Origin of the sequence: Nocardioides sp. (assembly GCA_037045645.1) — a bacterium.
In the GTDB taxonomy this organism is placed as follows: domain Bacteria; phylum Actinomycetota; class Actinomycetes; order Propionibacteriales; family Nocardioidaceae; genus Nocardioides.
Genome location: JBAOIH010000006.1, coordinates 78395 through 105124, shown reverse-complemented (window position 1 = coordinate 105124; position 26730 = coordinate 78395). Strand labels below are relative to the sequence as shown.

Sequence of the window (26730 nt, the reverse complement as noted above, 5' to 3'; positions counted from 1 at the left end):
TCGAGGATGTCGACCTCGATGCCCTTGAGCAACGTGAAGCCTCCGTCCAGATGGTCGTTGACGGCCTCGATGACGTCGAGTTGTCGGGCCAGACGCTCGGCGCTGAGTCCGCGGGCGACCTTGAGCCGCGGCGAGTGGTCGGTCAGTACGAGGTATTCGTGACCCAGTTCCAGCGCCGTGAACGCCATCTCCTCGATCGGCGAGCCACCATCGGACCAGTCCGAGTGGGAGTGCAGATCTCCGCGCAGTTTCGCGCGCAACTCTCGCCCTCCGGGAGCCAACGGCCCGGCGGTCTGCTCCAGTTTGGAGAGCCGATCAGGCACTCGACCGGCTACGACATCGGCAATGACGGCTGCCGTGCTCGGCCCGATCCCGGCCAACTGGGTCAGGGTGCCGCCCGCGGCGCGCGCGGCCACTTCGTCCGTGTCCAGCGGCAAGATCACCCGCGCGGCGTTGCGGAAGGCCTCGATCCGGCGAGATTCCTCGCGTTGGCGCTCCATCAAGAAGGCGATCCGCCGCAACGCGGCGACCGGCGTGGCGTCGTACGGATCAGAACTCACCGGCACAGCCTACGTTTTTCCCGTCCACAGCCTGGTGACGACCATCAAGGCAGGTCAGCGGCCGTCCGCGCGGTCCGTGAGCGCGTCGACTCCACAGGAGAATCAGATCCTGACGGTTGGTTCTCCACAGCGCTCGCGACGTTCGGCCGCGTGGTCCCCAGCCTTCTCCACACGTTTTCCACAGGCACCGCGTCGCTCGCGTTGACCGGCGGCGGCACCCCCTCCTAGCGTGGGATCCGTCGGGGCCAGCTCGACCACGAGACGTTCGCAAGGGGAAGGCAAACGTCAACCGGGTCGGGCAGGCCCCTTCACCGTCTCCGAAGGCGCTCGCCCGGTCGGCACGACGCGCCCGTGAGCGGGGCGCCTGCGTGATTCACGCTCAGCCGTGCCGTAGGGTTTCTGTGTTCCCTCGTGGTCGACACGCCGTGTCGATCGCCGGAACCCGGCGGGCTTCCCCCAATGAAACCCCGTCGCGACGACCACAAAGATCGATAGCAAGGAGGCCGTCATGGCGGAGACCTGGAGCGGCGAGTTCTACTGCGTGAAGTGCAAGGCCAAGCGCGAGGCTGAGGGCGAGGTCGCGCGTGAACGACAAGGGCACCAAGATGGCCAAGGCTGTCTGCCCCGAGTGCGGCACCAACCTGAACCGCATCCTCGGCAAGGCCTGAGCAACACCCTAGGCTCGGTCGCGAAGCGACCAACGACGGCGGCGTCTCGCAAGAGGCGCCGCCGTCGGCCATTTCCCCGCGGGCGGCGAGCCACCTGTGGAGAACCCGTCCGGGCAGGGTGCCTGGGTGGCATGCTCTCGCGCCATGACCTCACCAGCGTCGAACAGTTGGTTGCTGCGACCGGGTGTGCGAGTCGTACGCCGCTCACCCACGCAGTGGCAGGTCGGCCTGCCACCGGGCGCACGCCTGGCACTCCCGGATTCCGCCGCGGTCCGCACGCTCTTGCAGGCGTTGGCTCTCGGCGAGCCGGTGCCCCCGTCCGAGGCACTTTCGCGTCTGGTCGACGCCGGACTGCTCATCCGTCGCAGCGTCTTGGAGGATCTGTTGCCGTCCGACCGCCCCGGACAACAGCAGGCGGCGGCGTTGGCTGCGCGCGCCGGCGGGAACGCCGCCGCCTTCGCATGGGCCCGGGAGGAAGCCCAGGTCGAGGTGCGTACGCACGGGCGAGACGCACTGTTCCACGCCGACGCACTTCGCGCTGCGCTGTCGCGCGCCGGGATGTGCGCCAAACCCACCCGCCCTCGACCGAGTGTGGTCGTCCTGGTCAGCGATGGTCAGTTCAGTCGCACCCGCACCGATCGCCTGATGCGCGAGGACATCCCTCACCTGCCGGTGGTCTTGCATCAAGGGGCCTGGCTGCTCGGTCCCTTCGTCGATCCGGGCGTGACTGCGTGCCAGCGGTGCGTGGATCACAGCGTCGCTGACCGCGACCCGCGATGGCCGCTGCTGGTCGAGCAGTCGGCGCGTTGTCACGACCCGCGCGACCTGCCGAGTCCAGCCGATCCGACGTTGACCCAGTTGGCGGTGGCATTGGCGGTCGCCCAGGTGACGGCGTGGGTCGAGGGGGCACCGGTGCCGACCTGGTCAGCGACGATCCGGGTGGATCACGACCTCGATCTCAGCCCGCGGCCGTGGCCTCGACACCCTGCTTGTGGTTGCACCTGGGCCGACCTGGAGGCGGGCTGACCCGCTCACCAATGCTCACTGTCGAGTTTTCCCTCCATCGCGCGCAGATTCTCGCGCGAGCAGGTGTCGCAGAAACGCTTGGTACGGCCGTTCTCGACCGAGAGGGTCCAGGTCAGGGTCCGCTCGGGTTCGGCCTGCCGGCCGCAGAAGTCGCAGGTGACCACCGGGTCAGCATAAGCAATCGGGGCCGGCCACTGCCCGAAACAGTGAACCGGCCCCGATCGTCAGGTGCAGGCGTGGGGCGCCGACTCGGCGTCACAGCCGGGCCAGCGCCAGCCGGGCCTGTTGTGCGGCCTCTTCGGCCTTGCGACCCAGCCGCCGGGCCATGACCAGTTGGTGGCCACGACGCCGGTGGCGTGCCGAGCCGAGACGCTCACGCATCTCGGCTCGCGCCTGCTCTTGGGCGAGGTAGTAGGACATGTCGATATCCGTTCGATGAGAAAGAGGAACTTCAGGACTTGAGAGGGCAACCGGCCGCAGGAGATCACGCGACGCTGCGATAGGGGTCGTCCTTGCGAGGACGACCGCGAGGGCGCTTGCGCGGGATCACGACGCCTTGCAAGAACAGTTCGCCGCCCCACACACCCCACGGCTCCCCTCGGTCGAGGGCGCCGTCGAGACAGAGCGAGCGCACCGGGCATTCCTGGCACAACGCCTTGGCGAACTCCACGTCGGACGGCGACTCGGCGAACCACAGCTCCGGGTTGTTGCTCCGGCACGGCAGATCCTGGTCGTCGGCCCGACCGGCCGCTTGGTGCAGTCCGCCGAGAGAGTGTTCGGTGGTCTGAGCGCATTCGGGGCGGTCGAGAACGCTGATGGTCATGTGTGTCACCTCCTTTTCTGACCTGATCGAGGACTGGAAATACAACAAGGCCGCGAATCCCGTGGTGAGGGTTCGCGGCCTGGAGGTGCCGATCGTGGTGGTGTGGACCTAGATCGGCGGGCTCCAGGCAGAAGCCCCCGGGAAGCAACCCGTGGCCGGGACGGTGGCGTTCGCGTCCTTGCGAAGACGCGCCGCAACACCGAAGGTGGCCAGCGTGGACATGGCGATGCCCCGGTTGCGAGAGATCGTGTTCGTCATCATGTGGTCCACCTCCTCAGTGGGTCGGGCGCGGAGCTTGTCAGGCTCCTGATGCGCAGGTCAGTGCGTTCGAGAACAGTAGCGGACACCCGCGCGAACGGCGCAACTCATTTATTGCGGATCTTTTTCAGAGGTCTGTCTGGGGGCCGGCAAGGACCTCCAGGAGGTCGTCTCCGTACTTGTCCAGCTTGGCCCGACCGATCCCGCTGATCTTCAGCAGCTCGGGCTCGGTGCGAGGCAGGTGCTCGGCCACCAACTGCAACGTGGCATCGGTGAAGACGACGTACGCGGGCACCTTCTCAGCCGTCGCCGTGGCCAGCCGCCAGGCCCGCAGCCGTTCGAATAGGGCCTCGTCATAGGCTGCAGGGCAGTCACCACAACGCCCGAGCTTCTTCTCCTGACCGGTGGCCAGTCGCGCTCCACACTCCCGGCAGGTCACCGCCCCCTTGGATCTGGCCGCCGCACCCTTGCGTACGCCCGCGCGCCCGCCCGCGGTGTCGAGCACGGGCAGGAACCGCGTGGGCTTGCGCGACTGACGCCCGCCCGGCTGTCGTGCCCTGGCCCACGACAACGACAGGTGCAGCCTGGCTCGCGTCACCCCGACGTAGAGCAGCCGCCGCTCCTCCTCGATCTCGGTCGGGGTCTCGGCGTAGGTGATCGGCAAGGTGCCGTCCTGGAGGCCGGTGACGAACACCGCGTCCCACTCCAGACCCTTGGCGGCGTGCAGCGTCGCGAGAGTGACTCCCCCGGCGGTGGGGGCGTGTTGTTCGGCAGCGCGCCGGTCGAGATCGCCCACCAGGTCACCCAGACCGCCGTCAGGGTGGGCGGTGACGAAGTCGGTCGCGAGTTCCGCGAGCGCCTGCCAGGACTCCCAGCGATCACGCACCTGCCCTCGCGCCGTCGGCGCCTCTGTGGTCCACCCCAGTCCGGCAAGGGTGGCGCGAACTGTCTCCGCGACGTCGTCGGGGCCACCGCCGTGCGCGGCGCCGCGGAGCAGGGTCACCGCTTGCCGCACCTCGGGACGCTCGAAGAATCTGGCCGCACCTCGCACGACATAAGACACCCCACGCTCAGCCAAGGCCTCCTCGAACGACTCCGACTGCGCGTTGATCCGGAACAGCACCGCGATCTCGTGCGCGGGGACACCTGACGAGACCAGTCGCGTGATCTCGTCCGCGACACCAGCGGCCTCGGCCGGCTCGTCGGCGTACGCCCGGTGGGCCACCGCCGCTCCCGACGGACGCTGCGCACTCAAGGTCACCCCGGCGCTGGTCGTGCCGGCCAGCAGCGCGTTGGCACCCGCGACGATCTCGGGTGTGGAGCGGTAGTTGCGCACCAACTCCAGGGAGGTCGCGCTCGGAAACTTCACCGGGAAACGACGCAAATAGTCGGCGTCAGCTCCGGCGAACGAATAGATGGTCTGCGCCGGATCACCCACGACGCAGATCTCGTCGCGCCCACCCAGCCACAGATCCAACAGCGCCGACTGCAGCGGGCTGACGTCTTGGAACTCGTCGACGACGAACCATTTGTACTGCTGGCGGATCGTGGCCGCGACCCGCTCGTCCTCGCTCAGCATCCCGGCGTCGAGGAGGAGCACATCCTCCATATCCATCCGGCCCTGCTCGGCCTTGACCTGCTCGTACGCCTCGAAGAGCCGGCCGATGGTGTCCGGGTCGAATCGCGCCACCTCGCGTCCGGCCTTGTCGGCGCGGACCGGGTAGTCCGAGGGGACCACATTGGACACCTTGGCCCACTCGATCTCGGAGGCCAGGTCGCGCAGGTCCGCCTGCTCGACCGTCTCGCGCAGCCGACGTGCAGCCAGCGCGAGCATCGCCAGTTTGGACTCGGTCAGCTGCGGCAGATCCGCACCACCGCGCAATCGCGGCCAGAAATACCTGAGCTGACGCAGGGCGGCGGAATGGAAGGTCCTGGCCTGAACGCCCGAGACACCCAACGCCCGCAGTCGCTCGCGCATCTCACCTGCGGCTCGGGTCGTGAACGTCACGGCCAGCACTTCGGTAGGCGCATACACCCCGGTCGCGACGCCGTAGGCGATGCGGTGCGTGATCGCCCGGGTCTTGCCGGTGCCGGCACCGGCCAACACGCGTACGGGACCACGCAACGCCTCCGCGACCTGACGCTGCTCGGGATCGAGCGGAGCGAGCAGTGCGGCGGGATCGGGCATGCTCCGACCCTAGACGCGACCGGGGACACTCACGCACGAGCCCGCTCGTAGGCTGTCGTCATGACGTTCACGATGTATTCGACGCCCTGGTGCGGCTATTGCCACCGTCTCAAGGCCCAACTCAACCGCGAGGGCATCGAGTGCGAGGTCGTCGACATCGAGCAGGTGCCGGAGGCCGCCGACATCGTCGCCAAGGTCAACAAGGGCAACCTGACGGTGCCGACTCTGGTCTTCAGCGACGGCGCCGCCATGACCAATCCGAGTCTGGCTCAGGTCAAGAACAAGCTGGCCGAGCTGGCCTGAACGTCAGCGCGACTTGCGCTCACCCCATCCGTGACGGATCGGCTCGCCGAGCCAGTCCTCGATCAGTGACGAACTGATCGAGACCCCGCGGGGAACCTCCAGCTCTCCCCGCCTCGGCGGCGGCTATGAACGCCTCCCGCGTCCACCACTGCGCCTGTTCGATCTCGGCCCCGTCGACCTCGATCTCGCGACTAGTCGCCACACCGGTGAACCCCAGCATCAGGCTGCACGGGAACGGCCACGGCTGGCTCCCGAAGTAGCGAGCATCCCCGACACGTACGTCGGTCTCTTCGGCAACCTCACGCCGGACAGCGTCCTCCAGAGTCTCGCCGGGCTCACAGAAGCCAGCCAGGGTCGACCATCTTCCGGGCGGCCACACGCGCTGGCGCCCCAGCAGCAGCGCGTCGTCGTCGGGATGTGTGATCGCCATGATCACGGCGGGGTCCGTCCGTGGGAACTGAGAACGGCCGCACTCGGTGCAGCGCAACTCGTGCCCGGCCGCGGCGGAGATCAGCGACCCGGCGCACCGTGGACAGTGCCGGGTGGTGTGGTGCCACTCGGCCAGACCCACGGCGTGGAAGAGCCAAGGAGCCTGATCGGCCGCAGCCGATGCGATCGCGGGCAGCATTGCGCGCAACGGCACCCACTCCTCAGCAGAGCCAGGGGCTTGGGCTCTCTCGACGACGACGGCGAAGCGGGTCACGTCGTCACGCTGCCCCAACAGGATCCGCCGACCAGGCGGCGCCTCATGAGGCGGCACCCAGGCGATCCTCCCGTCGACGGGACGCACCCGAGTGCCCGACAGGACCAGCACCTGGGTGGCCGGGTCGTTCCAGCGCCCGGCGAGCCATGCCTCGTCGGTGCGATGCAGGCCCTCACGATTGTGGGCATGGATTGACAAGGCCACATGCGGGAGGTCGCGATCGCTCACGTGCCCACGCTAGCTGTCGCGTCCGTTAGGTTGCCCTGCATGAGTACGCACATCGGCGCCGCGCCCGGCGACATCGCCCCCGTCGTCCTCCTGCCGGGCGATCCGCTGCGCGCCAAGTGGATCGCCGAGACATTCCTCGACGACGTTCGCTGCTACAGCGACGTGCGCGGCATGTATGGGTTCACGGGCACCTGGCAAGGTCACGCGGTCTCGGTCCAAGGGTCGGGGATGGGGCAACCCTCGATGGCGATCTATGTCAACGAGCTGATGCGCGACTACGACGTCACCACCATCATCCGGGTCGGATCGTGTGGTGCCCTCACTGAGAATGTGGCGCTGCGCGACCTCGTGATCGCCTCGGGTGCCTGCACGGACTCCTCGATGAATCGGATCACCTTCGAGGGGCTCGACTACGCGCCGGTGGCCGACTTCGGCCTGCTCCGCCGTGCGTACGACGCCGCGACTGCACGCGCCGAGAGCGCGGCTGTGCACGTGGGCCTGATCTTCTCCAGCGACTCGTTCTACGCCTCGCGTCCCGAACTCGCCTCGCGGATGGTCGACTACGGCGTACTCGCGGTCGAGATGGAGGCCAGCGCGCTCTACACCCTCGCGGCCAAGCACGGCGCCCGCGCGCTCGCGGTGTGCACCGTCTCGGACCACATCGTCACCGGCGAGGAGACGACCGCTCAGGAGCGTCAGGAGACCTTCGGCGCCATGGTCGAGGTCGCCCTCTCGGCCGCGTTCGCGCGCTGAGCGAGGCTCACTCTCCTCGTACGAGGGCTTCGAGACCTTCGCGGTCAGGCAGGTCTGCCGGGGCCACGGTGCGTCCGGTGCGCACGTAGTGGAAGGCCGCGCGTACGCGCTCCAACGGCACCTCGGCCAACTCGGCCCATGCCACCCGATAGACCGCCAACTGCAGCGGATCGGCCGACTCCGAACGGCTGGTCTTCCAGTCGATCAGCAAGAACCCCGGCCCGTCCTCGTCGTCGTCGGCATAGACCGCGTCGATGCGACCGCGCACGACCTGGCCGGCCAACACCAGGGCAAAGGGCGCCTCGACCGCGAACGGCACCCGGTCGGCGAAGGGGCCGGCTTCGAAACGCGAGATGACCTCCGCCAGGTCGGAGTCGTCGTCGATCCCGGCGTCGGCTCGGCCGGGCAAGTCGTCGGGATCGAGCAGCGGCAACTGCTCGAACCTCGCCTCCACCCAGCCGTGGAAGTCGCTGCCGAATCTGGCCTGCGGCGAAGGCGGTCGCGGCATCGGGCGGACGAGGTCCTCGGCCAGCCCCTCCGGATCGTGCGCCAGGCGCGTGAGTGCCGTCGCGGAGAGACTGGAAGGCAACGGCACGTCGGTCTTCTGCGCCTGGGTGCGCCGCGCCTCGGTGAGCAGGCGATGGATCTCGTCGTCCCACTCTCGTACGAGCGACAACTCCTGCAGGTCGAGATCCTCGTCGGCAGCCGTCGGGTCGACACTGCGCACACGCGTGGCTGCGTCGAGTCGACGCTGCGCCTCCAGCCCGGGACCCAGCACCGGCCACGGCACCGAACGGTCCTGGGCCAGGACCGGGTTGGGAGTCCCGCGTGGCGGTTTCTCCAGCCACTGCAGCGGCTCGGCCCCCCACGCTTTCATCGCGTCCTTCACCACCTGCTGATAGGCGGACGGGCCGTACGACGTCGCCCGTGTCGACCAGAGATAGGAGGTCACCATCAGCCGTCTGGCTGCGCGCGTGAACGCGACGTACCCCAACCGCAACTCCTCCTGGGCGTCGTGTGCTCGGGTGTCTTGGCGATAACGGTCGAGAGCAGCGTGATCAAAACCGGTGAGTTGCGGTTGGTCGACGGCATCGCCACGCAGCGGCGCGGGAAGTACGGCCGGCGAACTGGTCCACAAGGTGCGAGACCGGTTGCTGGGGAAGCGGGTCTCGCCCACCCCGACACAGAAGACGTGGTCCCACTCCAGTCCCTTGGCGCGGTGGACGGTGAGCAACTTGACCGAGTCGGCGGCGGTCGGCGTGGCCACGTCGAGGCCGTTGCCGTGCTCGTCCTCCGCGGTCAGGAACGCCATCAGGGCGGGCAGCGAGACGTCGCCGTCGAGGGACTGGAACTCGGCGACCGCCTTGACGAAGAGGTCGACGTTGTCTCGGCGTGCCTGACCGGCCGGATTAGTGACGGCGGCGAGTTCGACGTCGACGCCGGTGGTGTCGATGATGCGCCGGACCAGGTCGAGCAGCGGGTCTGCGACATGGGTACGCAGGCGACGTAGTTCTGCTGCCAACAGGTCGAAGCGTTCCAGTGCTGCGGCCGAGTAGGCAGCCTCTCCCGGAGACTCGAGCGCATCGCTGAGTGCGGGCATCTCGCTGGGGTCGACACCGTCGGTGATCTGCAGCAACTGGCTGACGATGGAGTCGGCCTTCTTCCCGATGCTCGCTCCGGAGATCTCCACCGCCCGCCGCGCCAGCAGGCGCAGGTCGCGAGGGCCGATCGCCCAGCGTGGACCCGTGAGCAGGGTGAGCAGCGACGCGTTGTCGGTGACGTCTTGCATCAGACTCAAGGTGGCGACGATCTCCGCGACCTCGGGCAGCCGCAGCAAACCGGACAGACCGACGATCTCCACGGGCACTCCACCGGAGGTGAGCGCGTCGTACACCTCCTCCGCCTGGGCGTTGTCGCGGCTGAGCACACCGATCGACGACCAGCCGATGCCGTCGGGACAGGTCGCCTTGACCTCGTCCACGAGCCAGCCGAGTTCGTCGGCAGCGGTCCGGAACACGACCGTGTCCACGTGCCCCGGCTCAGCGCCCTCAGGCGCCGCGAGGCGGGCCACCTTGTCGCCGTACGCGGCGAGCAGCGGCTCGGCCAGCAGGTTGGCGGTGTCGAGGATCCGGCCGTCACTGCGGCGGTTGACCGTCAACGGGAGCCGCAGCGACCTCCCGTCTTGGGAGGGGAACGTCTCCTCGAACTTGAGAATGTTGGACACCGAGGCACCGCGCCAGCCATAGATGGCCTGGTTGGGGTCACCGACCGCCATCACCGGATGCCCGAGACCGGACTGCGCGTCGGGTCCTGAGAAGAGCCGCGCGAGCATCAGCGCCTGCGCGACCGAGGTGTCTTGGTATTCGTCGAGCAGCACGACCTTGAAACGACCACGCTCGGTCTGACCCACCACCGGCTGTTCTTGCACCAGGCGAGCGGCCAAGGCGATCTGATCGGCGAAGTCCATCAGTCCCAACTCGTCTTTGAGGCGGCGGTAGTCCCCCACCAGACTCAGGAGTTCGCCACGGCGTTCGAGCGCGTTGAGCGTGGCGCCGAGAAGCTTTCAAGTGGGTCTTGCGAGCCTTGCCGACCGCCTCCTCGGCGTACGCCCGCTCGAAACCGGCGAGCGCCTCGGCGTCGAAGGCGCGCACCTGCTCCGGCTCGACCAGGTGCTCGCTCATCGCACCGTCGAGCGCGAGGAGGTTCTGGATCGCCGTCGGCGGATGGTCGGTCAGCAACTCGATCGCGCCGGTGAACCGCTCGACCACCCGCGCACCCAGTTGGTATCGCGAGGCATCGGAGATCACCCGCGTGTCGGGCTCGTGCCCGATCCGGAGCCCGTGATCGAGCAGCAACGAGGAGGCGTACGCGTGGTAGGTCGCGACCGTGGGCTCCAACGCGTCTTCGTCGTCGTCGCTGCGGTGCAGCAACTCCGCGGCTGTGAGGGCCTGCAACACCCGGTGCCGCAACTCGGCGGCGGCCTTGGTGGTGAAGGTCAAGCCGAGCACCTCGTCGGCGCGCACCTGCCCGGTCCCGACCAGCCAGACCACCCGTTGGGCCATCAAGGTGGTCTTGCCGGATCCGGCGCCCGCCACCACCACCGCGGGCCGCAGCGGAGCAGTGATCGCGGCCCACTGTTCCGGGCTCGGCACATGACTGCGCATCCGAGCCGCCAACGCTTCGGCACTGTCGAACCCCGCCCGAGTCATCCGACGGTCACCGACCCGGCACTCTTGGCGGGGCAGATCGCCACGAACGCGCAGTCGCGGCAGTGCTGGCCCACGCGCGCGGGGAAGTTTTCCGCGCGAACCAGGGCAGCCGCCTTGGCGAGTTCGTCGCGCAGGACCGCCCGCTCGTCACCATGCTCCTGATGGGCCGGCTGTGCTTGCACCACCGCGTCCGGGCCACCGTCGAGCAACGCCAACTGGACCAGCTCGGCGCCCCCGGAAGCTGACCTGGTGACCCACCAGCCGGTCGAGCGCACCCGCATCCACGGCGTACTGATAGAGCGCCAACTGCAGATTGCCGACCACCTCCGGGCCGGTGGGTGGGCGTCGTCCGCTCTTGAAGTCCACGACGATCGCGGTGCCGGTCTCGTCCAACTCGATGCGGTCGGCTCGGCCCACCAACTCCACCTCGTCGGCGCCGGTCCCGGCCACGACCTTGAAGTCGACCTCGGTGCCGACGAGCCCGCGCGGATTCGAATTCAGCCACGAGACCAGCCGCGCGACAGCGGCCTGCATGCGATCTCGCTCACGCTTGCGTGACCAGGGCGTGCGGAAAGCCAGGCGGTCCCACACCTTGTCCACCTCGGTCATCAACGCGACCGGATCCGCGGCCAGATCACCGGTTGCCACGCGTTCGGCCAGCGCGTGCAGGATCCGGCCCAGGTTGGCCGACTGATGTACGCCCGAGGACCCCCCGGCCTCACGCTCGAAGAACCACGCGGCCGGACACTGACGCAATTTGTCGAGCATGCTGGCCGAGATCGGCACGGGCGAGTCCGTCGGACGTACGGGAACCTCGGCGCGGCTGGCCCGCCGGGTCCCCCACCACTGGTCCGGATCGGCGGCGGGTGCCAGCGCATGGCCCTCCAACCGTTCTCGCGCCAGGGCCGCCAGCCGCCTGGCGGCCGCATCACGCAGCGCGGGTGAAGCGTCAGGATCGGCGACACAGCGCCGCAGTTCGGCGACGATCCCACCCAGCGAAAGTGGCCGCGAGGGACGTCCGTCGATGTGCACGATCGACGCGTCGAGCTCGTGCAGGAAGCGCGACGGTTGCGCACCGTCGTCCTCGGCCGAACGCACCGCTGTCACCACCAAGCGGCGCCGGGCACGCGTACACGCGACGTAGAACAGCCGGCGCTCGTCCATCAGCAGGGTGCGAGCGCTGGGCGGCTCGGCGACGACGGCCGAGCCGTCACTCTCCAGGGACAACCGATCGGCACCGAGCAGGCTGGACCTCCTGCGCAGATCGGGCCAGGCGTCTTGCTGGACGTGGGCGACGACCACCAGATCCCACTCCAGACCCTTGGAACGGTGCGCCGTGAGCAACCGCACCGCTCCGCCTCGGACCCCGCGCTCGGCGAGCGTGTCGGCCGGGATCTGCTGAGCCGCCAAGCTGTCCAAGAACGGCGCAACTCCGCTGTGGCCACGCTGGCCCTCGGCACGCGCGGCACTCTCGAAGAGCGCGCAGATCGCGTCCAGGTCGCGATGCGCGCGTCGTGCGGTGGCGCCACCCTGGTCGACGCGACGCCGCAATCGACTCGGCCACGACGTCTCGGACCACAACTGCCACAGCACCTCCTCAGCGGTGGCGCGCGCGACGAGCAGCTCGGTCCCGGCGCGCAACAAGGCGGCCAGTGCCGCCGCCTTCTCGACCTCGACGCCTTCCAGCCCCTCCAGGAAGCCCGAGGTGACCAGACTGGCGCGCAGCAGTGCTCGCGACGTCGTGGGAGCGTCGGTCCCAGGAACAGCGGGGGTCCCAGAGTCAAGAGTCGACTCCTGCTTGGCGCGTGCCCGCAGCTTTCGGACCAGCACCCGGATGTCGCTGGCATCGAGGCCCCCCAACGGCGACGTCAGCAAGGCCTCGACGCGCCCCGGGTCGAGGAATCCGGGCGAATCGGCATCCTCGTTGTCGAGATTGACGACCGCGTGGAGCGCGTCGAGCAGCGTCAACACGGCCGGGTCTCGAACCAGCGGCAACTCGTCGGCCGCCACCTCGACCGGCACCCCGGACGCCGCCAACGCTCGTCGCAGGGCCGGCAGCGTGGCGCGTCCCGACCGTACGAGCACCGCCATCCGATCCCAGGCGATGCCGTCCTCCAGATGCGCGCGGCGCAGCAGGTCGGCAAGGTGCTCGGCCTCGGCGCGGTCGGTGTCGAAGGTGAGCACGTCCACGGTGCCGGGAGCAGCCTGCGGGTCGGCTTCGGGGCGGAGAAAGTCCGCCAGGGAATCGGCGGAGATGCTGCCCGCGAGCGACAGTCTGGATGACACCGCCCCGGCTGCGCGCAGGAGTCGCGAACCGAACCGTCGGGTGTGTCGCAACACCACGGTCGGCGCCGGCGCCCCGCTGACCGTCGGGAACTGCCGGGGGAAGTCGAGGATGCCGCGCACCTCGGCGCCTCGGAACGCATAGATGGACTGGTGCGGGTCCCCGACCACCACGAGGTTGCGGCCGTCGCCGGCGAGGGCCCGCAACAAAGCCACCTGGCCGGGGTCGGTGTCTTGGTATTCGTCGACGAAGACGTGCGAGAAACGCTCACGCAACTCCGAGCGGTGCATCTCGGCCTCGATGACGGCACGCCTGATCAGATCCGGATAGTCGGTGGCGCCGAGGTTGTCGAGGATCGTGAGGTACTGATCCAAGAAGATGCCGGCCGCCACGAACTCGGGCACACCCTCGCGCCGACCCAGCGCCAACAACTCAGCACCGTCGAGCCCCTTCTCTCGGGCGCGGCCCAAGACGGCCTGCACCTCTCGGGCGAAACCGCGGGTGCGGGTGGCCTCGCGGAAGCGGTCGGGCCAGGTCACCGACTCCTCGTGATCGCGCAACAACTCGCGCAACACCACGTCGGCCTCGGGAGCCGACAACAGCCGCAGCTGCGCGTCGTACAACTCCGTCGGGCTGTACGCCCGGATCAACGCGTACGCGAACGAGTGGAAGGTCGAGGCAAGGGTGGTCGACATCGTCCGTCCGACCCGCGTCGTGACCCGATCCCGAAGTTGCTCGGCAGCCTTGCGGGAGAAGGTGAGGGCGAGGATGCGATCGGGGTGCACTCCCCTGTGCTCGATCTGGTGAGCGATCGCCTCGACCAGGGTGGTCGTCTTGCCGGTGCCGGGACCCGCCAGCACCAGCAGCGGTCCGCCGGGATGTTCGACGACCCGCTGCTGGTGCTCGTCGAGCGTCACGACGCTGGTCGCCGTCTGCGCAGGACGGACCAGGCGCGCGGTCGCGGCCGGTGTCGGGGAGGTCATGTGAGCACCCAATCAGCCAGCGCCGACAGTCGACACCATGCGGATCGCCAGGAGCCGACACACACGGTCACCAGAACCAGCGGATCCCCACCTGGCCCGGGCCGACGTTCTGGCCCTGGAAGTGCATGGACAGGCGCCCCGCAGTCTCGAGAGGGAAGGTCTCCTCCGAGTCCTCGGTCCTGATGTAGGCCTCGCCGCGTTCGGGAACCTTGTCCGGGTGGAACCGGACCCACAACAAGATCTCGTTCATCCGACGCACCAGCGCGTGTTCGTACGACGTCCCGGCCATCGCCTGGCGTGGGATGTGCACCCGGTGCTCCAGGACCGTGCTCTCCCCCGCCCCGAGGGAAGCTTCGAGCAGCAACTCCAGCGCATAGATCCCGGCTTCGGCGTCGACGACCGAGCGGCCCATCTCACATCCGTGCATCGGCTCGAATTTCGGCAACTCGGCGTCGGGGCCCTCCATCCAGAAGACGAACGGGAGTCGATCCACGCCGTCACGCACGCCCCGGAACACGCCGCGAGCGGTGTAGGACGAGCCATGTCCGCGCTCGTCCATGTCGACGGTGACCTGCGTGGCGAGTTCCAGGAAGCTCGACGGTCTGAGGGAAGCCGAGGTCGGTCAACAACTCGCGAACACGGTCTCCCTGCGGCATCACCTCGTCCAGCGATTTGCGAGTTCCCGACCCAGGAGATCGTCGCGTCATCTCGAGTTTGGTACGCAGGTGGCCCGCAGGGACGCCCAGGATCTCCTCCAGGGCGTCCAATGCCTCCAACGAGGCCGGCTGCTCGGGGCGACGGTGCCCGGCGCGCCAATAGCTCAAGGTGGCGATCGACACCGGCGACCCCACATCCTGGAGGCGCCGATACAACTTCTCCAGGCTCAGCCCCCGGGCGTCGACCGCCGCAGCAAACGCACTGGAGAACGGCGTCGGCTCGGGTAGTTCGCGCTCACGCACGTCCGACCTCACCCAGCGACTCGAGGTGGTTCTTGTGCACTCCCGATCCCTTCTTTCACACCCGAGGGCAACCTGTGAAAATCCTGCCGATATTCTTCAACCGGTGGCGCTGGGGACCGGGGGGAACTCAGCGCCACCTCGCTATTTTGCAACGTGTTCTCATTTTCGCACATCGTGGCGCGCCACGGTGGCCTTCGGCGCCTGTCGTACGAGCGAGTAGGCCACCAACGCTCCGGTCGTCACCACACACGTCGTGGCGAGCCCGAGCAGCCACAAGCCGTTCGGTGGAGGCCTGCGCCCGATCGCGGCCAACACCACGAACACGGCCACTGCCGGGCTCAGCAGGACCAGCGCACGCCAAGCCCAGTGCCGCAGCAGAGCCGAATCGGGCGCGAGTTCGGGGGGGCCGTACGACGCGCACACCGCCCCGAGGTGCGCGGCTACCAGGCCGGCAGTCGCGACCAGTGCCCACCAGGAGAGGCCCTCACGCAGACCCACTCCCCACCAGGTGATCGCCAGACCCAGCGTGACGACACCCAGCACGGACTCGGGCAGCACCGCCCACACCAGGCAGGTGCCGAGCACCAGCACCGCGAGCCACGGCGCCGGCCGCTGCCCCGCGAACCCGGTGCTCCACAGCGCCACCTGGGGTCCGAGCAGGATCAGGGCTCGACATCCCCACGCCCACGCTGACCATCGTTGCACCGAACCTTCGAGCACCTGACTCATCGCACACCGACCCTGGGCACCCGCGCCCGCCGGGCGAGCCGGCGCAGCACCTCATCGAGCGTTCCCGGCCCCCGCCACACCACGACCGGGCACCCCGAACGCCCCAACCGATCGAGCGTCGACTCGCGCTCCAGCAGGCGCAACCGCCAGGCCGCGCGCGCGACCTCGGGACTCGTGGCCCGCGCCACCTCCGGGGACACCTGGCCCGACATCGTGTCCACGACCATCGTGGGCAGCCCGCGCCGCATCAAGGTGACCGCGACGCCGACGGCGAGGTTGTCGAGCATCGGGGACAACACGATCACGATCGTCCCGTCGGGCACCTGGATCGGCGGCACCCCCTCGCGCATCTCGGCCGGCACGCCGGGCACCGCCCGGACGAGTGCCTCGCGCACTCGGGTGAGTTGGCGATATCCGCTCGACACCGGAATGCGCGTGCCCACCCGACCCAGGATGCGCAGCCCGACCCGGTCACCCTGACGGATCAGGTGCTCGGCGATCGCGGCGGCGGCCCGGACGCTGACGTCGAGGGTGCTGGCCGAGCCGTCGACTCCCCGACTCACGCCGTGATCACCCAGAGCGTCCAGCACCAGCAACACCCCGGCATCCTGCTCGGCGAGCGTGTCGACCACGTGCAGGTCACCGGTGCGCAGGGTCACCGGCCAGTTGATCCGCCGCAACCGATCGCCGGGCGCGAACGGTCGTACGCCCGCCAATTCGGTGCCGGTGCCCGAGCGACGCGCCCGATGGGCCCCCACGAGCCCCTCCGGCGGCGGCATCGGTGCCCGGCTGTCGAACGGCGCGGCGACCGGCAGGGCGCGCAGATACTGCCCGACCGTCACACCGGACTCCCAGCGAAATCCGGCCCACGAACTCCACAACCCCAGGCGCTGGCCGCCCATCAGGTGACGACCCCAGCGCCGGGGCGACACCTCCAGGGCGAAGCTCGGCCAGTTCGCTCTCGGCTGCCGACGCGCGCACCACCGGTGCCGACACCAGACCGTGCACGGGCCGCAGCGCCAGCCGGGCGTTCTGACCACTCAGGCGAGTGGCGCGCTCGACGCCCCGGGCATCCGTCACGACGCACCGGGACACCGTGCCCTGTCCCTCGTGCAGCGTGGCGTGATCGAGCCGGAAGCGTACGGAGGGTCGCGAGTGCGGGCGGCCGATCATCGCCAGGCATGCGTGCAGGGCGAAGGGGGTGACGAGCACCACGATCACCGGGTCCCCCAGAAGCACCGCCCCCACGAGCCCCAACGCACCCACGGCAAGGGCACGACCGAGTGCGGCGGTGGGCAGCCAGCGTTGCATCAGCAGGTCGCCCTAATCCCGTCCGACCGCTTCGAGCGGCGTAGGGGTGGGCACAGAATCGAGGACCGCGCGTACGACCCGAGGCCCCGATGCCTCGGTCATCCACAATTCCGGCTTCACCGTGATCCGGTGACCCAACACGGCGGGCGCCACCCGCTTCACGTCCTCGGGAACCACGTAGTCGCGACCGCGCAACACGGCCAACGCTCGGGCGGCGAGCACCAGGCCCAGCGAGCCACGCGGGGACGCGCCGGTGATGACGTCGCCATGGGAGCGGGTCGCCACGGCGAGCGCGACGCAATACCGTCCGACCGACTCGTCGACCGCGACCGTCTCGACGGCCGCCTGCATGGCTCGTACGGTGTCCGCATCGACCAGAGGTGACAGTTGGATCTCCTCGCGACCTCGGGACACTCGTGCGGCCACCACGTCGTACTCCTCCTGTGCGGTCGGGTAGCCGAACGAGACCCGCATCAAGAACCGATCGAGTTGAGCCTCCGGGAGCGGGAACGTGCCTTCGTACTCGATCGGGTTCGCGGTCGCGAGCACGTGGAACGGATCCGCCAGGGGAAAGGTCTCCCCCTCCACGGTGACCTGACGTTCCTGCATCGCTTCGAGCAACGCCGACTGCGTCTTGGGTGGGGTCCGGTTGATCTCGTCGGCCAACAGCAGGCCGGTGAACAACGGCCCGCGGCGGAACTCGAAACTGCCCTGGGACTGGTCGTAGACGAACGAACCGGTGAGATCGGCGGGCAACAGATCGGGGGTGAACTGGGCGCGCGTGAAGTCCAGTCCGAGCACGTGGGCGAACGAGCGTGCCGCCAGCGTCTTGCCCAGGCCGGGCAGGTCCTCCAGCAGAACGTGGCCCTTGGCCAGGATCGCGGCCAGGACCAGTTCGAGAGCGTCGCGCTTGCCGAGCACGGCACTCGCAACCTCGTCGAGGACCTCACCGGCGAGCCGGGAGGTTTCGGCCACGCTGATCGCGTCGGTCATAGTGACTCGATTCTGTTGAGGTGATCGTGGAGTTCGGCGAGCGGGATGCGGCGCGGGGGCTCCACGAGCGTCTTCGCGAGTCGGGCGCCGAGCATCTCCTCGACCCCGGGATCCGCCAGGGTCAGTCCGTGACGCAACGCCAGGCGGCTCTGGGTGACGGTGCGCAGGAGGTCTTGCACGCCTGCGTCGGGCGTACGCGCGGTCAGGTTGCTCTCGATCCGGCGACAGTAGAGGCCCAGCCTGTCGTCCCGGGCTTCGACACCCCCTGACATGCCCTCGACGGGGATGGACCAGTCGCCCACGTCATCGGCGACGACGTCGGTGATCAACCACCACACCGCCATGCCTGCCAGCACCACCAGCGCCAGCGGGATCGGCAGTGGGGCGAACTCCAAGAGCCTGAGCGCGACGTATGCCACCGCCCACAGCACGCCGGTCAACACCAGGCGACGCACCCACAGTTCACGGGTCGACATGCTGCTCCCGTCGCTGCGCCGCCACCCGGCGCAGGCTCGCGTGGATCGCCGCCAGCGCCTGGAGTGCCGACGCCCGGTCGGCCTCGGTGATCGGGTGTGGGCTGAACCGAGCCTCCCGGAATCTCTCGGCCAACTCGGACACGGCCCGAGGATCGGCGTGCACCTGGCCCAGCAGGCGCACGGTGAATTCCGAGGAGGTCTCCCACCCTCGCGCGCGGACGCCCACGGCCTCGGCCTGCCGCTGGAAGCGATCCCAACATTCGACGATCGCGTTGCGCGACTCCCCGGAGGCGAGCAGCAGAGCCTGGACGTCCTCATCTTCGAGAATCACGGCAGCCGCCGCAGGCACGTCCAGGGTCTCGAAGTCGATCTGATCACCCGGCAGGAGCAGCGATCGCCCGCGCTGGGACCAGAACCAGCGCAAGGCGGCGACGGCGGCCACCAGCATCAGTCCCAGCACCAGCGCCGAGAGGGCGTACGCCAGGACGTCGACCAGCCAGGGCGCGCTGGAGGAGGCCCCGGACACGGCCGACTCTGCGGGCGATGCGGTTGCCGTGGTGGTGGCGGTCGTCGTCGTCGTGGGCGTCTGCACCTGGTGGCTGGCCCGCTCGATCCCGTCGCCGGTGAGCACTGCCGAGGGGCCCGCGAGCGCGGCCCATCCGATCAGGACTCCGCACACCGTCACGCACGCCACGGCGAACACGGCCGTGACACTCGCTCGTACGTCCGCGCGCCCCCGCCGCGGAGCGCCTTGGGGCAACTCCCGCTCGTGGCGCATGGGGCGAAACCTACCCGCTGCGAGAGGTCCGACGGGCCGGGACAGGAAACGGTTACGTTGGGCTCATGCCCACACCTGACCGGGATGGCCCCCTGGCCGATCTGCTCGTTCTCGACCTCACCCGCGCCCTGGCCGGCCCGCAGGCCGCGATGATGTTGGCCGATCAGGGGGCCAGGGTGATCAAGATCGAGGCGCCCGCCGGTGACGACACCCGTGGCTGGGGGCCGCCCTTCGTCGGTCCTGACGACGCGCGCGAGTCGACGTACTTCCTGTGTGCCAACCGCAACAAGGAGTCGCTGGTGCTGGACCTGAAGGACCCTCCGGACTCCGACGTGCTGGCTCGTCTGATCGCACGCGCCGACGTGCTGATGGAGAACTTCCGCGTCGGGGTGCTGGCTCGACTCGGGTTCTCCGAGCAGCGGATGCACGAACTCAATCCGCGCTTGATCATCTTGCAGATCACCGGATTCGGTCACGACGGACCGCAGGCCACGCGCGCGGGGTACGACCAGATCGCGCAGGGCGAGGGCGGCCTGATGTCCCTGACCGGAAGCGACCACCCGACCAAGGTGGGCGTACCGATCGCCGATCTGGTCGCGGGCATGAACGGTGCCTTCGGCGTGCTGGCCGCGCTGCACGAACGCGAGACGACGGGCGTCGGGAAGGTCGTCCACACCTCACTGCTGGCCGGGATGATCGGCGTGCACGCCTTCCAGGGCACCCGGTGGACCGTGGCCGGCGAAGTGCCGGGACTCGCGGGTGATCACCACCCGGCGATCGCGCCGTACGGACTCTTCACCACACAGACGGCGCCGATCCAGATCGCCTGTGGTTCGGAGAACCTCTGGCGCACGATGTGCACGGCCTTCGGCTGGGATCCGACCGAGCCGGGGCTGTCGAGCAATTCCGAACGCGTGGCCAACCGCGATGCCCTGATCGCCAAACTCGAGGGACTCTTCGCCGCCGCACCTGCCGAGCATTGGCTCGACGTGCTCGCGGCGGCCGGGGTGCCGTCGGGCAAGGTACGCACCCTCGATGACGTCTATTCCTGGGATCAGGCCCTGTCCCAGGGTCTGCTGCTCGACGTGGAACACCCGACTCTCGGGCCGCTGCAACTGCCCGGGTCCCCGCTGCGTTATGACGACAACGCGCACTCGGGGGGGCGTACGCATCACCAGGCGCCGCCCACGCTGGGGCAGCACAACGACGAGATCCGGGCGTGGCTGGAAGCCGACGCGCAGAAATGACACGAGCCCCGCACCTTCCGGCGCGGGGCTCGTGCTCACGGCTCAGTCGACTCAGTACGCCGACGTGTAGTAGGCGTCCTGCCAGCCGAGGTAGTGCTTGTTCTTGGCGATCTTGAGCTTGAAGTAGAGCTTCTTGCCGCGACGCGGCGCGGGCAGCTTCACGTACGCCACGCCCTTCTTGTTGGCGCGCACCTTCTTGAGGAAGCGGTACTTGCCGCCCTTCTTGATGAAGGCCTTGACGACGCCCTTCTTGAACTCGGGCTTGACCTTCAACTTCACGGTGAGGCTCTTGCTGAGCAGCGAGACCGTGACCTTGCGTGCGACACCGACGGCGACGGGAGCAGACTCCGAGCCGGTGTACTGATCGGTCGTGGAGGCACCGCCCGCGTACACGGCCTTGTAGGCGGTGTTGCTGCGCGGCTTGACCGTGAACGAGAAGTAGCCGCCGTCCGCGTCGGTGCCGACCGCGGCCCAGGTCGGGTTCTTGCTCGACATGGCATACAGGGTCACGGTGCCGGTGTAGACGCCGCCGCCGGCCGCGTCGGTCACGTTGCCCGACAAGGTGACGGTGTTGCCGAACTCGACGGCGTTGCTGTAGGACTCGAGCGAGGTCGCCGTGGCGACGGTCGCGGCCTGCGCGGGGGCAGAAACAGCGACGGGAACGAGGCCGAGAAGGCCGGCGCTGACCGTGCCAGCGACAAGACGGGAGATCCGCATGGGATGGGTCCTTTCATCAAAGCTGAGCCGCCACAGGGAGAGCGGCTCTCGCCCTCTACCCAATCAGCCGCCCTCTTAACCTCGCGTCACCGGGTCCTCACCCGAGGTCCACGATCGCCGCGACCGGACCGCCACCCTCGGGTCCTTGATGGGCCGCGGACACGCTGACGAACACCGCCGGGTCGCCGGTGACAGCCGCCGTCACGCCGCCCACACACGACTTGATCTGGCGGTGCCAGTGCACGTCGGAGTCGTCGAGCATCGCGTTGCGTCGACCTCGCACCTCTCCGCTGAGCGAGGCCTCGCACTTGAGGAAGACGTTGACCAGCCGTCCATCGAGGTCGTGGGTGTGGGGGCGTTCGGGCAGGTCCAGTCCCGCGTCGCGGATGGCCTCCCAGATGCCGTCCGCATCCAGCGCATCCTTCATCACGCTGTGCCCGATCCGGTAGCGGCCACCGACTCCGGTGGCGTTGCCGACCACGACGATCTGGGCCTGATCAAGCTCGACCCCGCTGGAGCAGGAGGCGACCGAAGAGTAGAGATCGCGGTTCTCCATGATCTCGTCGTCGGTGGGCATCTCGATCTCTCCGAGTGCGACGGCGATGCCCAGGCCCGTGGTGCCGTTGGACAGGTCCATCGACTCGTGAGTGTGCTCGGTCCACACCTTCTTGCCGCGCGCCTTCGCGTCCCTGATGGTGTGGATGGTCAGCAGCGGGGTCTTGGTCTGCACATAGTGCACGTCCTTGGGATCGGTGATCCCGGCCTTCTCCATGGCCACCTTCACCCCGGCAGCAACCTTCTCGATCATCGGCCGATAGCCGATCTCCTCGGGCAGGATCGCCTCGCTCATCGCGAAGCCGGCCGTGAGGCGGAGTTCCTGCTTGGAGGGGTCGTCGTCGGGCACGTCGGTGGTGGCGAAGATCGTGGCGTGTGGGCTGATCACGCCGTCGGTGCCTCCTGACCACACGATCGGGACTCCCTTGACGTACGCCGGGTCGGCGCCCTTGGCGATCAGGGCCTCACGAAACGCACGGTCGGCGATGATCCTGGTGTAGTCGTTGACACCGCCGTTGCCCTCGGTCTTGCCGATGATCGCGAAGACCCGGTCGGCGGCGATCACCCCGTCGTCGATCAGAGTGGTGAGTTCCGAGGCGTCGGAGACGGAGTGGATGGGGACCTTGCGTACCTCGATAGCAGAAGGCATCTGTGTTTCCTCTCTTAGGGCAGGACGACGGTGCCGGCGGACCCGGCGACCGCGGGGACGATCTGGTCGAGACTGGTGATGACGCCACGATGACCGGTGCGCTCCACGAAACGACACACTGCGTCGACCTTCGGCCCCATCGAGCCGGAGGCGAAGTGACCTTCGCGCGCGTACGACCGCATCTGGACGGCGCTGACCTCGCCGAGCGGTGCCGCGTCCGGGGTGCCGTACGACAGTACGGCCTGCGAGACGTCGGTGGCGATGATCAAGACATCGGCCCGGACCTTGTCCGCCAGGAGCGCGGCGCCGAGGTCCTTGTCGATGACGGCCTCGACGCCGCTCAGGGAGCCGTCAGGACGGCGTACGACCGGGATGCCGCCGCCGCCGTTGGCGATCACCACGAAGCCGGCCTCGATAAGCGCGAGCACGGCGGGGGCGTCCAGGATCTCCAGCGGCTCCGGCGAGGCGACCACGCGACGCCACCCTCTGTCTCCGCGATCCTCCCAGGTCTGGCCGTGGTCGATCAGCACCTGAGCCTCCTCGGCGTTCAGATAGCGTCCGATCGGCTTGGTCGGGCGGCGGAAGCCCTCGTCGTCAGCGTCCACGAGCGCCCGGGTGACCAGCGCGGCCGTGCGGCGCTGCGTGCCACCACGCGCGAGGGCGGCTTCCAGGGCGTCCATGAGGACGAACCCCAAGGTGGCCTGCGTCTGGGCGCCGCACCAGTCCAGCGGCACCGGCGGGACGACCGTCGCGGCCAACTCGTTCTTGACCAGCAGATTGCCTACCTGAGGTCCGTTGCCGTGGGTGATCACAACCTCGTGGTCGTGCCGCAGCAGATCAGCCACGGCGGCCATCGCGGTCTCGGCAGCCGCGATCTGGTCCTCGGGACGCGCGCGACCATCGGCGTTCGTCATCGCATTGCCGCCGAGGGCCAACAGCACTCGCATGCAGACGAACCTAGTGAGCGGCCGAGGTCGGGCCCCACAGACAAGTTCGACGGGTGGGGGTGTGCTCTGCTGGCAATACTTGCCAGCAGAGCACACCCTTCACCCCTCGGCGTCAGGCACCGCGCCCGTCAGGGCCAGCGCAGCGTGCGTACCGGCGACGAACTGCGCTTCACGGTGGCGCTGCCGAGGTAGCGCACCTTGAAGGCGTTCTTGCCCTTGCGCAACTTCACCTTGACCACGCGCTTGCCTTGGTGCTTCGCGCCCAGCCTGACCGTCTTGAGCACCTTGCCATTGCGCTTGATTCGCAGCTTGCCCGTCGGCACCTCACCGGCAGCCTTCACCTTGATGATCAACTTGCCCTTGCGGGTCTTCTTGATCACCTTGGCCTTGAGCTTGGTCTTCGACGCGACCTTGACCACGGGCGTCGGGGTGCCCGTGGGAGACACCGTGGGAGACACCGTGGGGGTCGGGGACACCGTCGGCGTCGGGGTCACGGTCGGCGTCGGCGTCACCGTCGGCGCGACCACCTCCTCGCCGGGTGCCGACGCCCACAGCAGCGCACGCGCTACTTGGCTGATAGACCCCTTCGGGTGGTTGCGGTAGACCGGCTGGGTGCCGAAGACCAAGCTCTTCGACCCCGTGGTGGTGTTGACCCGCGAGATCACCGCGGCGTTGCCGCGCGCCTGGGCCGGACCGTTGGTCGCGGACGTTTCCCGCCAGTGCCCGGCGAGCAACACCGACGAGTCGTCGTAGGACTGCTCCGCGACTGTCCCGTCGGCGAGCTCGGTGAACGAGACGGCCGGATAGACGAAGCCGTAGTCCTGGGCGTACGGCTCCAGCACAGAACCCTGCGGCGTGTCGAGCGCGACGATGCCGTTGCCCGACCCGTTGCCCGCGACCATCGTGGCCGAGAGCAGCGAGAAGCTCGACGCCGCGTTGAAACCAGCCGATCCTCGTCCCAACAACGAACCGCCCGCTGCGAGCCACTGCGTGACCGCGTCTCGCGCCTCACCCGTCGGGTTGAAGTTGCTGCCGACCCAGAGCAGGTCGGCGTCGGCCAGGCGGTCAGCGGACACGCTCGCCGCGGTTACCTGCACGAGGTCGTCGAACCCGAGCTCAGCCAACGAGGTGCGGTCGTCCTGGGTGCCTGCATAGGCGACAGTGAGGTCCGCCAGACCCTTCGTCGCGTCGTCTGCCAGCGCCGCGAGGTCGGCGGCCGAGGCTTCGGTGACCGGGATGTCGAACTTCTGCGACACCGCCGCGACCGCGCCATGATCCTCCGGACCGATCACGACCGAGCCGTCCGGGATCATCGAGACCGTGACATCGTCCTCCAGGAGCGCGTTGAGCGCCTGATAGTCGGCAATACCGGCCAGGTCGAACGTGGTGTGGCCGCCGGCCGGCATGGTGGCTACCTTCGCCGTGTGACTGACCCGGGTGCCGGGAACGGCGGAGCCGTCCTCGGTAAGCCCGACCTTGTCGACCGTGGCACCCCAGAGATAGGACAGGCTCCAGGCCGAGATGTCGTACATCGACGGCAACTTCTGCGAGATGTCCTCACCAAGGTCGAGCAGCGCGTTGGCCAGGCCACGCAACGGCTGGTGCATGTCCACGACGTACGAGCCGGCTGGGTAGGTCGTGCCCGCGATGCTCGCCTCGGCGTCGAGGCGCTTGACCTCGATGCCTACGTCGATCAGCCGGTCGACCAGGCGGGTGGCGTCGGTCAGGGAGCGCTGCGTCGATCCCACCGGGATGACGTAGGCGCGCGGCATGGTGACGGCCTCCTGGTCGTCGGCGACGTCCCACTGCGACTTCCACTCATCAGGCCCGGCGACGTCGGCGATGTTGGCCGCGGTCAACGCGGTCTTCTTCTCACCCGCATCACCACGACGGAAGGTCTCGATCTGGTTCTTGAGCAGATCACGCGCGGTCGTGGGCTTGTTGAGGTAGTCGACGATCGCCTCCATCGTCTCGTACGCCACCTCGCTGTTGACGGCTGCTCGCTCGGGGCTGATCAACACACCACCGGAGCCGGTGTTGGACGCGTTCCGGTTGCGCGAGAGCGGAAGTTCGACCGTGGCCGTGATGGCGCCGTAGAACGCGGCGTACTGCGCGGTGAAGATCGGCGGGAAGTCGTCCCAGCCGGACGGGGTGTCGCGGTAGGGAATCTTGATGTGCGCGGTGTCGGCGTCGATGTTCTCCGGTACGACGCGCCGGGTGGCGACGCTGAAGTAGGTGTTGCCCGGGATGTCCTCGGCCACGATGTGATCCTCGACCGCCCGCGCCAACGCGTAGTTGTGCGGGATGTAGAGGTCGTACTCGTAGTTGGAACCGTGCGGCGGGCCGGTGGGCTCCATCTGGAGTACACCGGTGTAGCCGTGGAAGTCGGCGGCATAGATCGCCTGGAGGGCATCGGCGGTCTCCACGAACGACTCGGGCTCGGGGTTGGTGAGCGTGATCATGTCCCGGTTGGGGTCGAAGCCCAGGGCCGTGGCGCGCGTGGCCAACGTACGCCCGTCAGGGTTCAACGACGGCGAGAAGTAGATCCGGTTGTTGCGCAGGATCGAGCCCACCTCGGTCCACGGTGCCGTGGCCAGGTGCTCGATGAAGCGCAGTGCCGCGTCGGTGCCCTCCCACTCGTTGCCATGGATGTTGTTGGTGATCCAGATGGGGGTCTTGTACCCGGCGAGCAGCGCATCGTCCGCGGCGGCCTCGGCCGGGCTGTTGCGGATCTTGTCGCGCCATGCCGTCTGCTGCGCCGTGAAGGCCTCGGTCTCCGGCGCCGTCAGGGTCACCAGGTAGAGATCGCGTCCTTGCGTGGACTGGCCGACCGTCTGCACCGAGATCCGGTTGCTGCGCTGCATCAGGTCGGTCAGGAACGGGGCGATGTCGGGATGGCTGATGAGGTTGGGGACCTCGGTATTGAAGTCCGGCTCGCCGTTGGGGCCGGTGACGTTGTCGCGATAGAAGTTGAGCGCGGGCTGGCTGGGATAGGAGGTCGGCAGCACCACGTCGTCACGAGCGGACGTGGCAGCGCTCGCTCCAGGCTGGGCGATCTGCGCGTCGCGAGCCCTGCTGGCCCGGTCGAGAGTCTGCTGGTCGACTCGACGATCCTGTTCGCGGGCTAACGGCGGCTCGGCCGCACCAGGGACGGCGGTGGCGGAGTGGACGAGGGCGAGCGACCCGGTGGCCGCCAACGCGAGTCCGCACAGACTCGCGAGGGTCTTCTTGGGCTTCATGGACAGTCTTTTCGATGGGGGTCAAGGTCTTGACTCGCCAGACTGCTTATTACTCGCCAGTCCCGGAAGGCCGTTCCGAAATATGCGAGGCAATTTAGGACTTTGGTCGAAGAATCTGAGCCGAAGGGACCCACAGCGGTTGAA

25 protein-coding genes and 2 pseudogenes are annotated in these 26730 nt (G+C 68.5%); 5 read left to right on the top strand and 22 right to left on the bottom strand.

Features of this window, described 5'->3' with window-relative positions; translation table 11 throughout:
- Window positions 1-560, bottom strand: a 560-nt coding sequence (locus tag V9G04_16660; GenBank protein MEI2714872.1) for a PHP domain-containing protein, incomplete at its 3' end; no start/stop codon positions are given.
- Window positions 561-1068: 508 nt separating this feature from the next.
- Here V9G04_16660 and V9G04_16655 point away from each other — a divergent pair.
- Together V9G04_16655 and V9G04_16650 are read left to right on the top strand one after the other, a co-directional pair.
- Window positions 1069-1228 (top strand): annotated as a pseudogene (locus tag V9G04_16655) (DUF5679 domain-containing protein).
- A gap of 144 nt (window positions 1229-1372) precedes the next feature.
- On the top strand, window positions 1373-2254 hold the full coding sequence (locus V9G04_16650) for a hypothetical protein (protein MEI2714871.1): 882 nt from the start codon (window positions 1373-1375) through the stop codon (window positions 2252-2254).
- Between the two features lie 5 nt (window positions 2255-2259).
- Here the strand turns inward: V9G04_16650 and V9G04_16645 are convergent, their stop codons facing one another.
- The 5 genes from V9G04_16645 to V9G04_16625 all read right to left on the bottom strand — a co-directional run bounded on the left by V9G04_16645 (window position 2260) and on the right by V9G04_16625 (window position 5523).
- Window positions 2260-2418 (bottom strand): hypothetical protein, encoded by a 159-nt coding sequence (locus V9G04_16645; protein ID MEI2714870.1) that lies wholly within the window; start codon window positions 2416-2418, stop codon window positions 2260-2262.
- A 91-nt stretch (window positions 2419-2509) separates the two neighbouring features.
- A complete protein-coding gene (locus tag V9G04_16640; GenBank protein MEI2714869.1) occupies window positions 2510-2674 on the bottom strand; it encodes a hypothetical protein in 165 nt (54 codons plus the stop codon).
- Between the two features lie 64 nt (window positions 2675-2738).
- The gene (locus V9G04_16635; GenBank protein MEI2714868.1) at window positions 2739-3077 is read right to left on the bottom strand and encodes a WhiB family transcriptional regulator; all 339 of its coding nucleotides are present in this window, start codon (window positions 3075-3077) and stop codon (window positions 2739-2741) included.
- Between the two features lie 108 nt (window positions 3078-3185).
- A complete protein-coding gene (locus V9G04_16630; GenBank protein MEI2714867.1) occupies window positions 3186-3338 on the bottom strand; it encodes a hypothetical protein in 153 nt (50 codons plus the stop codon).
- A 124-nt stretch (window positions 3339-3462) separates the two neighbouring features.
- Window positions 3463-5523 (bottom strand): ATP-dependent DNA helicase UvrD2, encoded by a 2061-nt coding sequence (locus tag V9G04_16625; protein ID MEI2714866.1) that lies wholly within the window; start codon window positions 5521-5523, stop codon window positions 3463-3465.
- Window positions 5524-5583: 60 nt separating this feature from the next.
- Between V9G04_16625 and V9G04_16620 the strand changes: the two genes are divergently transcribed.
- Entirely contained in the window at window positions 5584-5826 is a 243-nt protein-coding gene (locus V9G04_16620; GenBank protein MEI2714865.1) for a mycoredoxin, read from the top strand.
- Window positions 5827-5845: 19 nt separating this feature from the next.
- Here the strand turns inward: V9G04_16620 and nudC are convergent, their stop codons facing one another.
- Complete coding sequence (nudC, locus tag V9G04_16615) at window positions 5846-6757, bottom strand: NAD(+) diphosphatase (protein MEI2714864.1); 912 nt, start codon at window positions 6755-6757, stop codon at window positions 5846-5848.
- Window positions 6758-6796: 39 nt separating this feature from the next.
- On the opposite strand from nudC, the gene deoD reads away from it, so the two are divergent.
- On the top strand, window positions 6797-7510 hold the full coding sequence (gene deoD / locus V9G04_16610; protein MEI2714863.1) for a purine-nucleoside phosphorylase: 714 nt from the start codon (window positions 6797-6799) through the stop codon (window positions 7508-7510).
- Between the two features lie 7 nt (window positions 7511-7517).
- Here the strand turns inward: deoD and V9G04_16605 are convergent, their stop codons facing one another.
- The 11 genes and pseudogenes from V9G04_16605 to V9G04_16555 form a co-directional block, all read right to left on the bottom strand.
- Complete coding sequence (locus V9G04_16605) at window positions 7518-9977, bottom strand: ATP-dependent DNA helicase (protein MEI2714862.1); 2460 nt, start codon at window positions 9975-9977, stop codon at window positions 7518-7520.
- A gap of 352 nt (window positions 9978-10329) precedes the next feature.
- Window positions 10330-10674 (bottom strand): annotated as a pseudogene (locus V9G04_16600) (UvrD-helicase domain-containing protein).
- A 41-nt stretch (window positions 10675-10715) separates the two neighbouring features.
- Window positions 10716-10901, bottom strand: a complete 186-nt coding sequence (locus tag V9G04_16595) for a PD-(D/E)XK nuclease family protein (GenBank protein MEI2714861.1) — start codon at window positions 10899-10901, stop codon at window positions 10716-10718.
- Window positions 10867-13986 carry an ATP-dependent DNA helicase gene (locus V9G04_16590; protein ID MEI2714860.1) on the bottom strand — a complete coding sequence of 1040 codons (3120 nt, stop codon included), beginning with the start codon at window positions 13984-13986 and terminating at the stop codon, window positions 10867-10869. The genes V9G04_16595 and V9G04_16590 overlap by 35 nt, the downstream gene beginning before the upstream one ends.
- A 67-nt stretch (window positions 13987-14053) precedes the next feature.
- Entirely contained in the window at window positions 14054-14545 is a 492-nt protein-coding gene (locus V9G04_16585) for a hypothetical protein (GenBank protein MEI2714859.1), read from the bottom strand.
- Window positions 14484-14957 carry a helix-turn-helix transcriptional regulator gene (locus V9G04_16580; GenBank protein MEI2714858.1) on the bottom strand — a complete coding sequence of 158 codons (474 nt, stop codon included), beginning with the start codon at window positions 14955-14957 and terminating at the stop codon, window positions 14484-14486. Before V9G04_16580 ends, V9G04_16585 begins: the two co-directional genes overlap by 62 nt.
- Before the next feature lie 147 nt (window positions 14958-15104).
- Window positions 15105-15674 carry a hypothetical protein gene (locus V9G04_16575; GenBank protein ID MEI2714857.1) on the bottom strand — a complete coding sequence of 190 codons (570 nt, stop codon included), beginning with the start codon at window positions 15672-15674 and terminating at the stop codon, window positions 15105-15107.
- Complete coding sequence (locus V9G04_16570; GenBank protein MEI2714856.1) at window positions 15671-16576, bottom strand: DUF58 domain-containing protein; 906 nt, start codon at window positions 16574-16576, stop codon at window positions 15671-15673. Before V9G04_16570 ends, V9G04_16575 begins: the two co-directional genes overlap by 4 nt.
- 421 nt (window positions 16577-16997) lie before the next feature.
- Window positions 16998-17978: a MoxR family ATPase gene (locus tag V9G04_16565; protein ID MEI2714855.1), complete on the bottom strand. Its 981-nt coding sequence runs from the start codon at window positions 17976-17978 to the stop codon at window positions 16998-17000.
- The gene (locus tag V9G04_16560; protein MEI2714854.1) at window positions 17975-18454 is read right to left on the bottom strand and encodes a hypothetical protein; all 480 of its coding nucleotides are present in this window, start codon (window positions 18452-18454) and stop codon (window positions 17975-17977) included. Before V9G04_16560 ends, V9G04_16565 begins: the two co-directional genes overlap by 4 nt.
- A complete protein-coding gene (locus tag V9G04_16555; GenBank protein MEI2714853.1) occupies window positions 18441-19232 on the bottom strand; it encodes a DUF4129 domain-containing protein in 792 nt (263 codons plus the stop codon). Before V9G04_16555 ends, V9G04_16560 begins: the two co-directional genes overlap by 14 nt.
- Window positions 19233-19297: 65 nt before the next feature.
- On the opposite strand from V9G04_16555, the gene V9G04_16550 reads away from it, so the two are divergent.
- On the top strand, window positions 19298-20479 hold the full coding sequence (locus V9G04_16550; GenBank protein ID MEI2714852.1) for a CoA transferase: 1182 nt from the start codon (window positions 19298-19300) through the stop codon (window positions 20477-20479).
- A gap of 51 nt (window positions 20480-20530) precedes the next feature.
- On the opposite strand, the gene V9G04_16545 is transcribed toward V9G04_16550, so the two are convergent.
- The 4 genes from V9G04_16545 to V9G04_16530 form a co-directional block, all read right to left on the bottom strand.
- On the bottom strand, window positions 20531-21196 hold the full coding sequence (locus V9G04_16545) for an Ig-like domain-containing protein (GenBank protein MEI2714851.1): 666 nt from the start codon (window positions 21194-21196) through the stop codon (window positions 20531-20533).
- A 97-nt stretch (window positions 21197-21293) separates the two neighbouring features.
- On the bottom strand, window positions 21294-22400 hold the full coding sequence (locus V9G04_16540) for a ring-opening amidohydrolase (protein ID MEI2714850.1): 1107 nt from the start codon (window positions 22398-22400) through the stop codon (window positions 21294-21296).
- Window positions 22401-22414: 14 nt separating this feature from the next.
- On the bottom strand, window positions 22415-23347 hold the full coding sequence (gene arcC, locus V9G04_16535; GenBank protein ID MEI2714849.1) for a carbamate kinase: 933 nt from the start codon (window positions 23345-23347) through the stop codon (window positions 22415-22417).
- Window positions 23348-23475: 128 nt separating this feature from the next.
- The gene (locus tag V9G04_16530; protein ID MEI2714848.1) at window positions 23476-26586 is read right to left on the bottom strand and encodes a M14 family zinc carboxypeptidase; all 3111 of its coding nucleotides are present in this window, start codon (window positions 26584-26586) and stop codon (window positions 23476-23478) included.
- Window positions 26587-26730 lie beyond the last annotated feature (144 nt).

Bases quoted from the DNA above. Each gene is read 5' to 3' on its own strand.
- deoD (MEI2714863.1), top strand. From the start codon at position 6,797: ATGAGTACGCACATCGGCGCCGCGCCCGGCGACATCGCCCCCGTCGTC.
- V9G04_16575 (MEI2714857.1), bottom strand. From the start codon at position 15,674: ATGAGTCAGGTGCTCGAAGGTTCGGTGCAACGATGGTCAGCGTGGGCG.
- V9G04_16650 (MEI2714871.1), top strand. From the start codon at position 1,373: ATGACCTCACCAGCGTCGAACAGTTGGTTGCTGCGACCGGGTGTGCGA.
- V9G04_16605 (MEI2714862.1), bottom strand. From the start codon at position 9,977: ATGGACTTCGCCGATCAGATCGCCTTGGCCGCTCGCCTGGTGCAAGAA.
- V9G04_16570 (MEI2714856.1), bottom strand. From the start codon at position 16,576: ATGGGCGGCCAGCGCCTGGGGTTGTGGAGTTCGTGGGCCGGATTTCGC.
- V9G04_16530 (MEI2714848.1), bottom strand. From the start codon at position 26,586: ATGAAGCCCAAGAAGACCCTCGCGAGTCTGTGCGGACTCGCGTTGGCG.
- V9G04_16590 (MEI2714860.1), bottom strand. From the start codon at position 13,986: ATGACCTCCCCGACACCGGCCGCGACCGCGCGCCTGGTCCGTCCTGCG.
- V9G04_16620 (MEI2714865.1), top strand. From the start codon at position 5,584: ATGACGTTCACGATGTATTCGACGCCCTGGTGCGGCTATTGCCACCGT.
- V9G04_16640 (MEI2714869.1), bottom strand. From the start codon at position 2,674: ATGTCCTACTACCTCGCCCAAGAGCAGGCGCGAGCCGAGATGCGTGAG.
- V9G04_16550 (MEI2714852.1), top strand. From the start codon at position 19,298: ATGCCCACACCTGACCGGGATGGCCCCCTGGCCGATCTGCTCGTTCTC.
- V9G04_16560 (MEI2714854.1), bottom strand. From the start codon at position 18,454: ATGTCGACCCGTGAACTGTGGGTGCGTCGCCTGGTGTTGACCGGCGTG.
- V9G04_16635 (MEI2714868.1), bottom strand. From the start codon at position 3,077: ATGACCATCAGCGTTCTCGACCGCCCCGAATGCGCTCAGACCACCGAA.
- V9G04_16545 (MEI2714851.1), bottom strand. From the start codon at position 21,196: ATGCGGATCTCCCGTCTTGTCGCTGGCACGGTCAGCGCCGGCCTTCTC.
- V9G04_16540 (MEI2714850.1), bottom strand. From the start codon at position 22,400: ATGCCTTCTGCTATCGAGGTACGCAAGGTCCCCATCCACTCCGTCTCC.
- V9G04_16625 (MEI2714866.1), bottom strand. From the start codon at position 5,523: ATGCCCGATCCCGCCGCACTGCTCGCTCCGCTCGATCCCGAGCAGCGT.
- V9G04_16555 (MEI2714853.1), bottom strand. From the start codon at position 19,232: ATGCGCCACGAGCGGGAGTTGCCCCAAGGCGCTCCGCGGCGGGGGCGC.
- V9G04_16585 (MEI2714859.1), bottom strand. From the start codon at position 14,545: ATGGACGAGCGCGGACATGGCTCGTCCTACACCGCTCGCGGCGTGTTC.
- V9G04_16630 (MEI2714867.1), bottom strand. From the start codon at position 3,338: ATGATGACGAACACGATCTCTCGCAACCGGGGCATCGCCATGTCCACG.
- arcC (MEI2714849.1), bottom strand. From the start codon at position 23,347: ATGCGAGTGCTGTTGGCCCTCGGCGGCAATGCGATGACGAACGCCGAT.
- V9G04_16565 (MEI2714855.1), bottom strand. From the start codon at position 17,978: ATGACCGACGCGATCAGCGTGGCCGAAACCTCCCGGCTCGCCGGTGAG.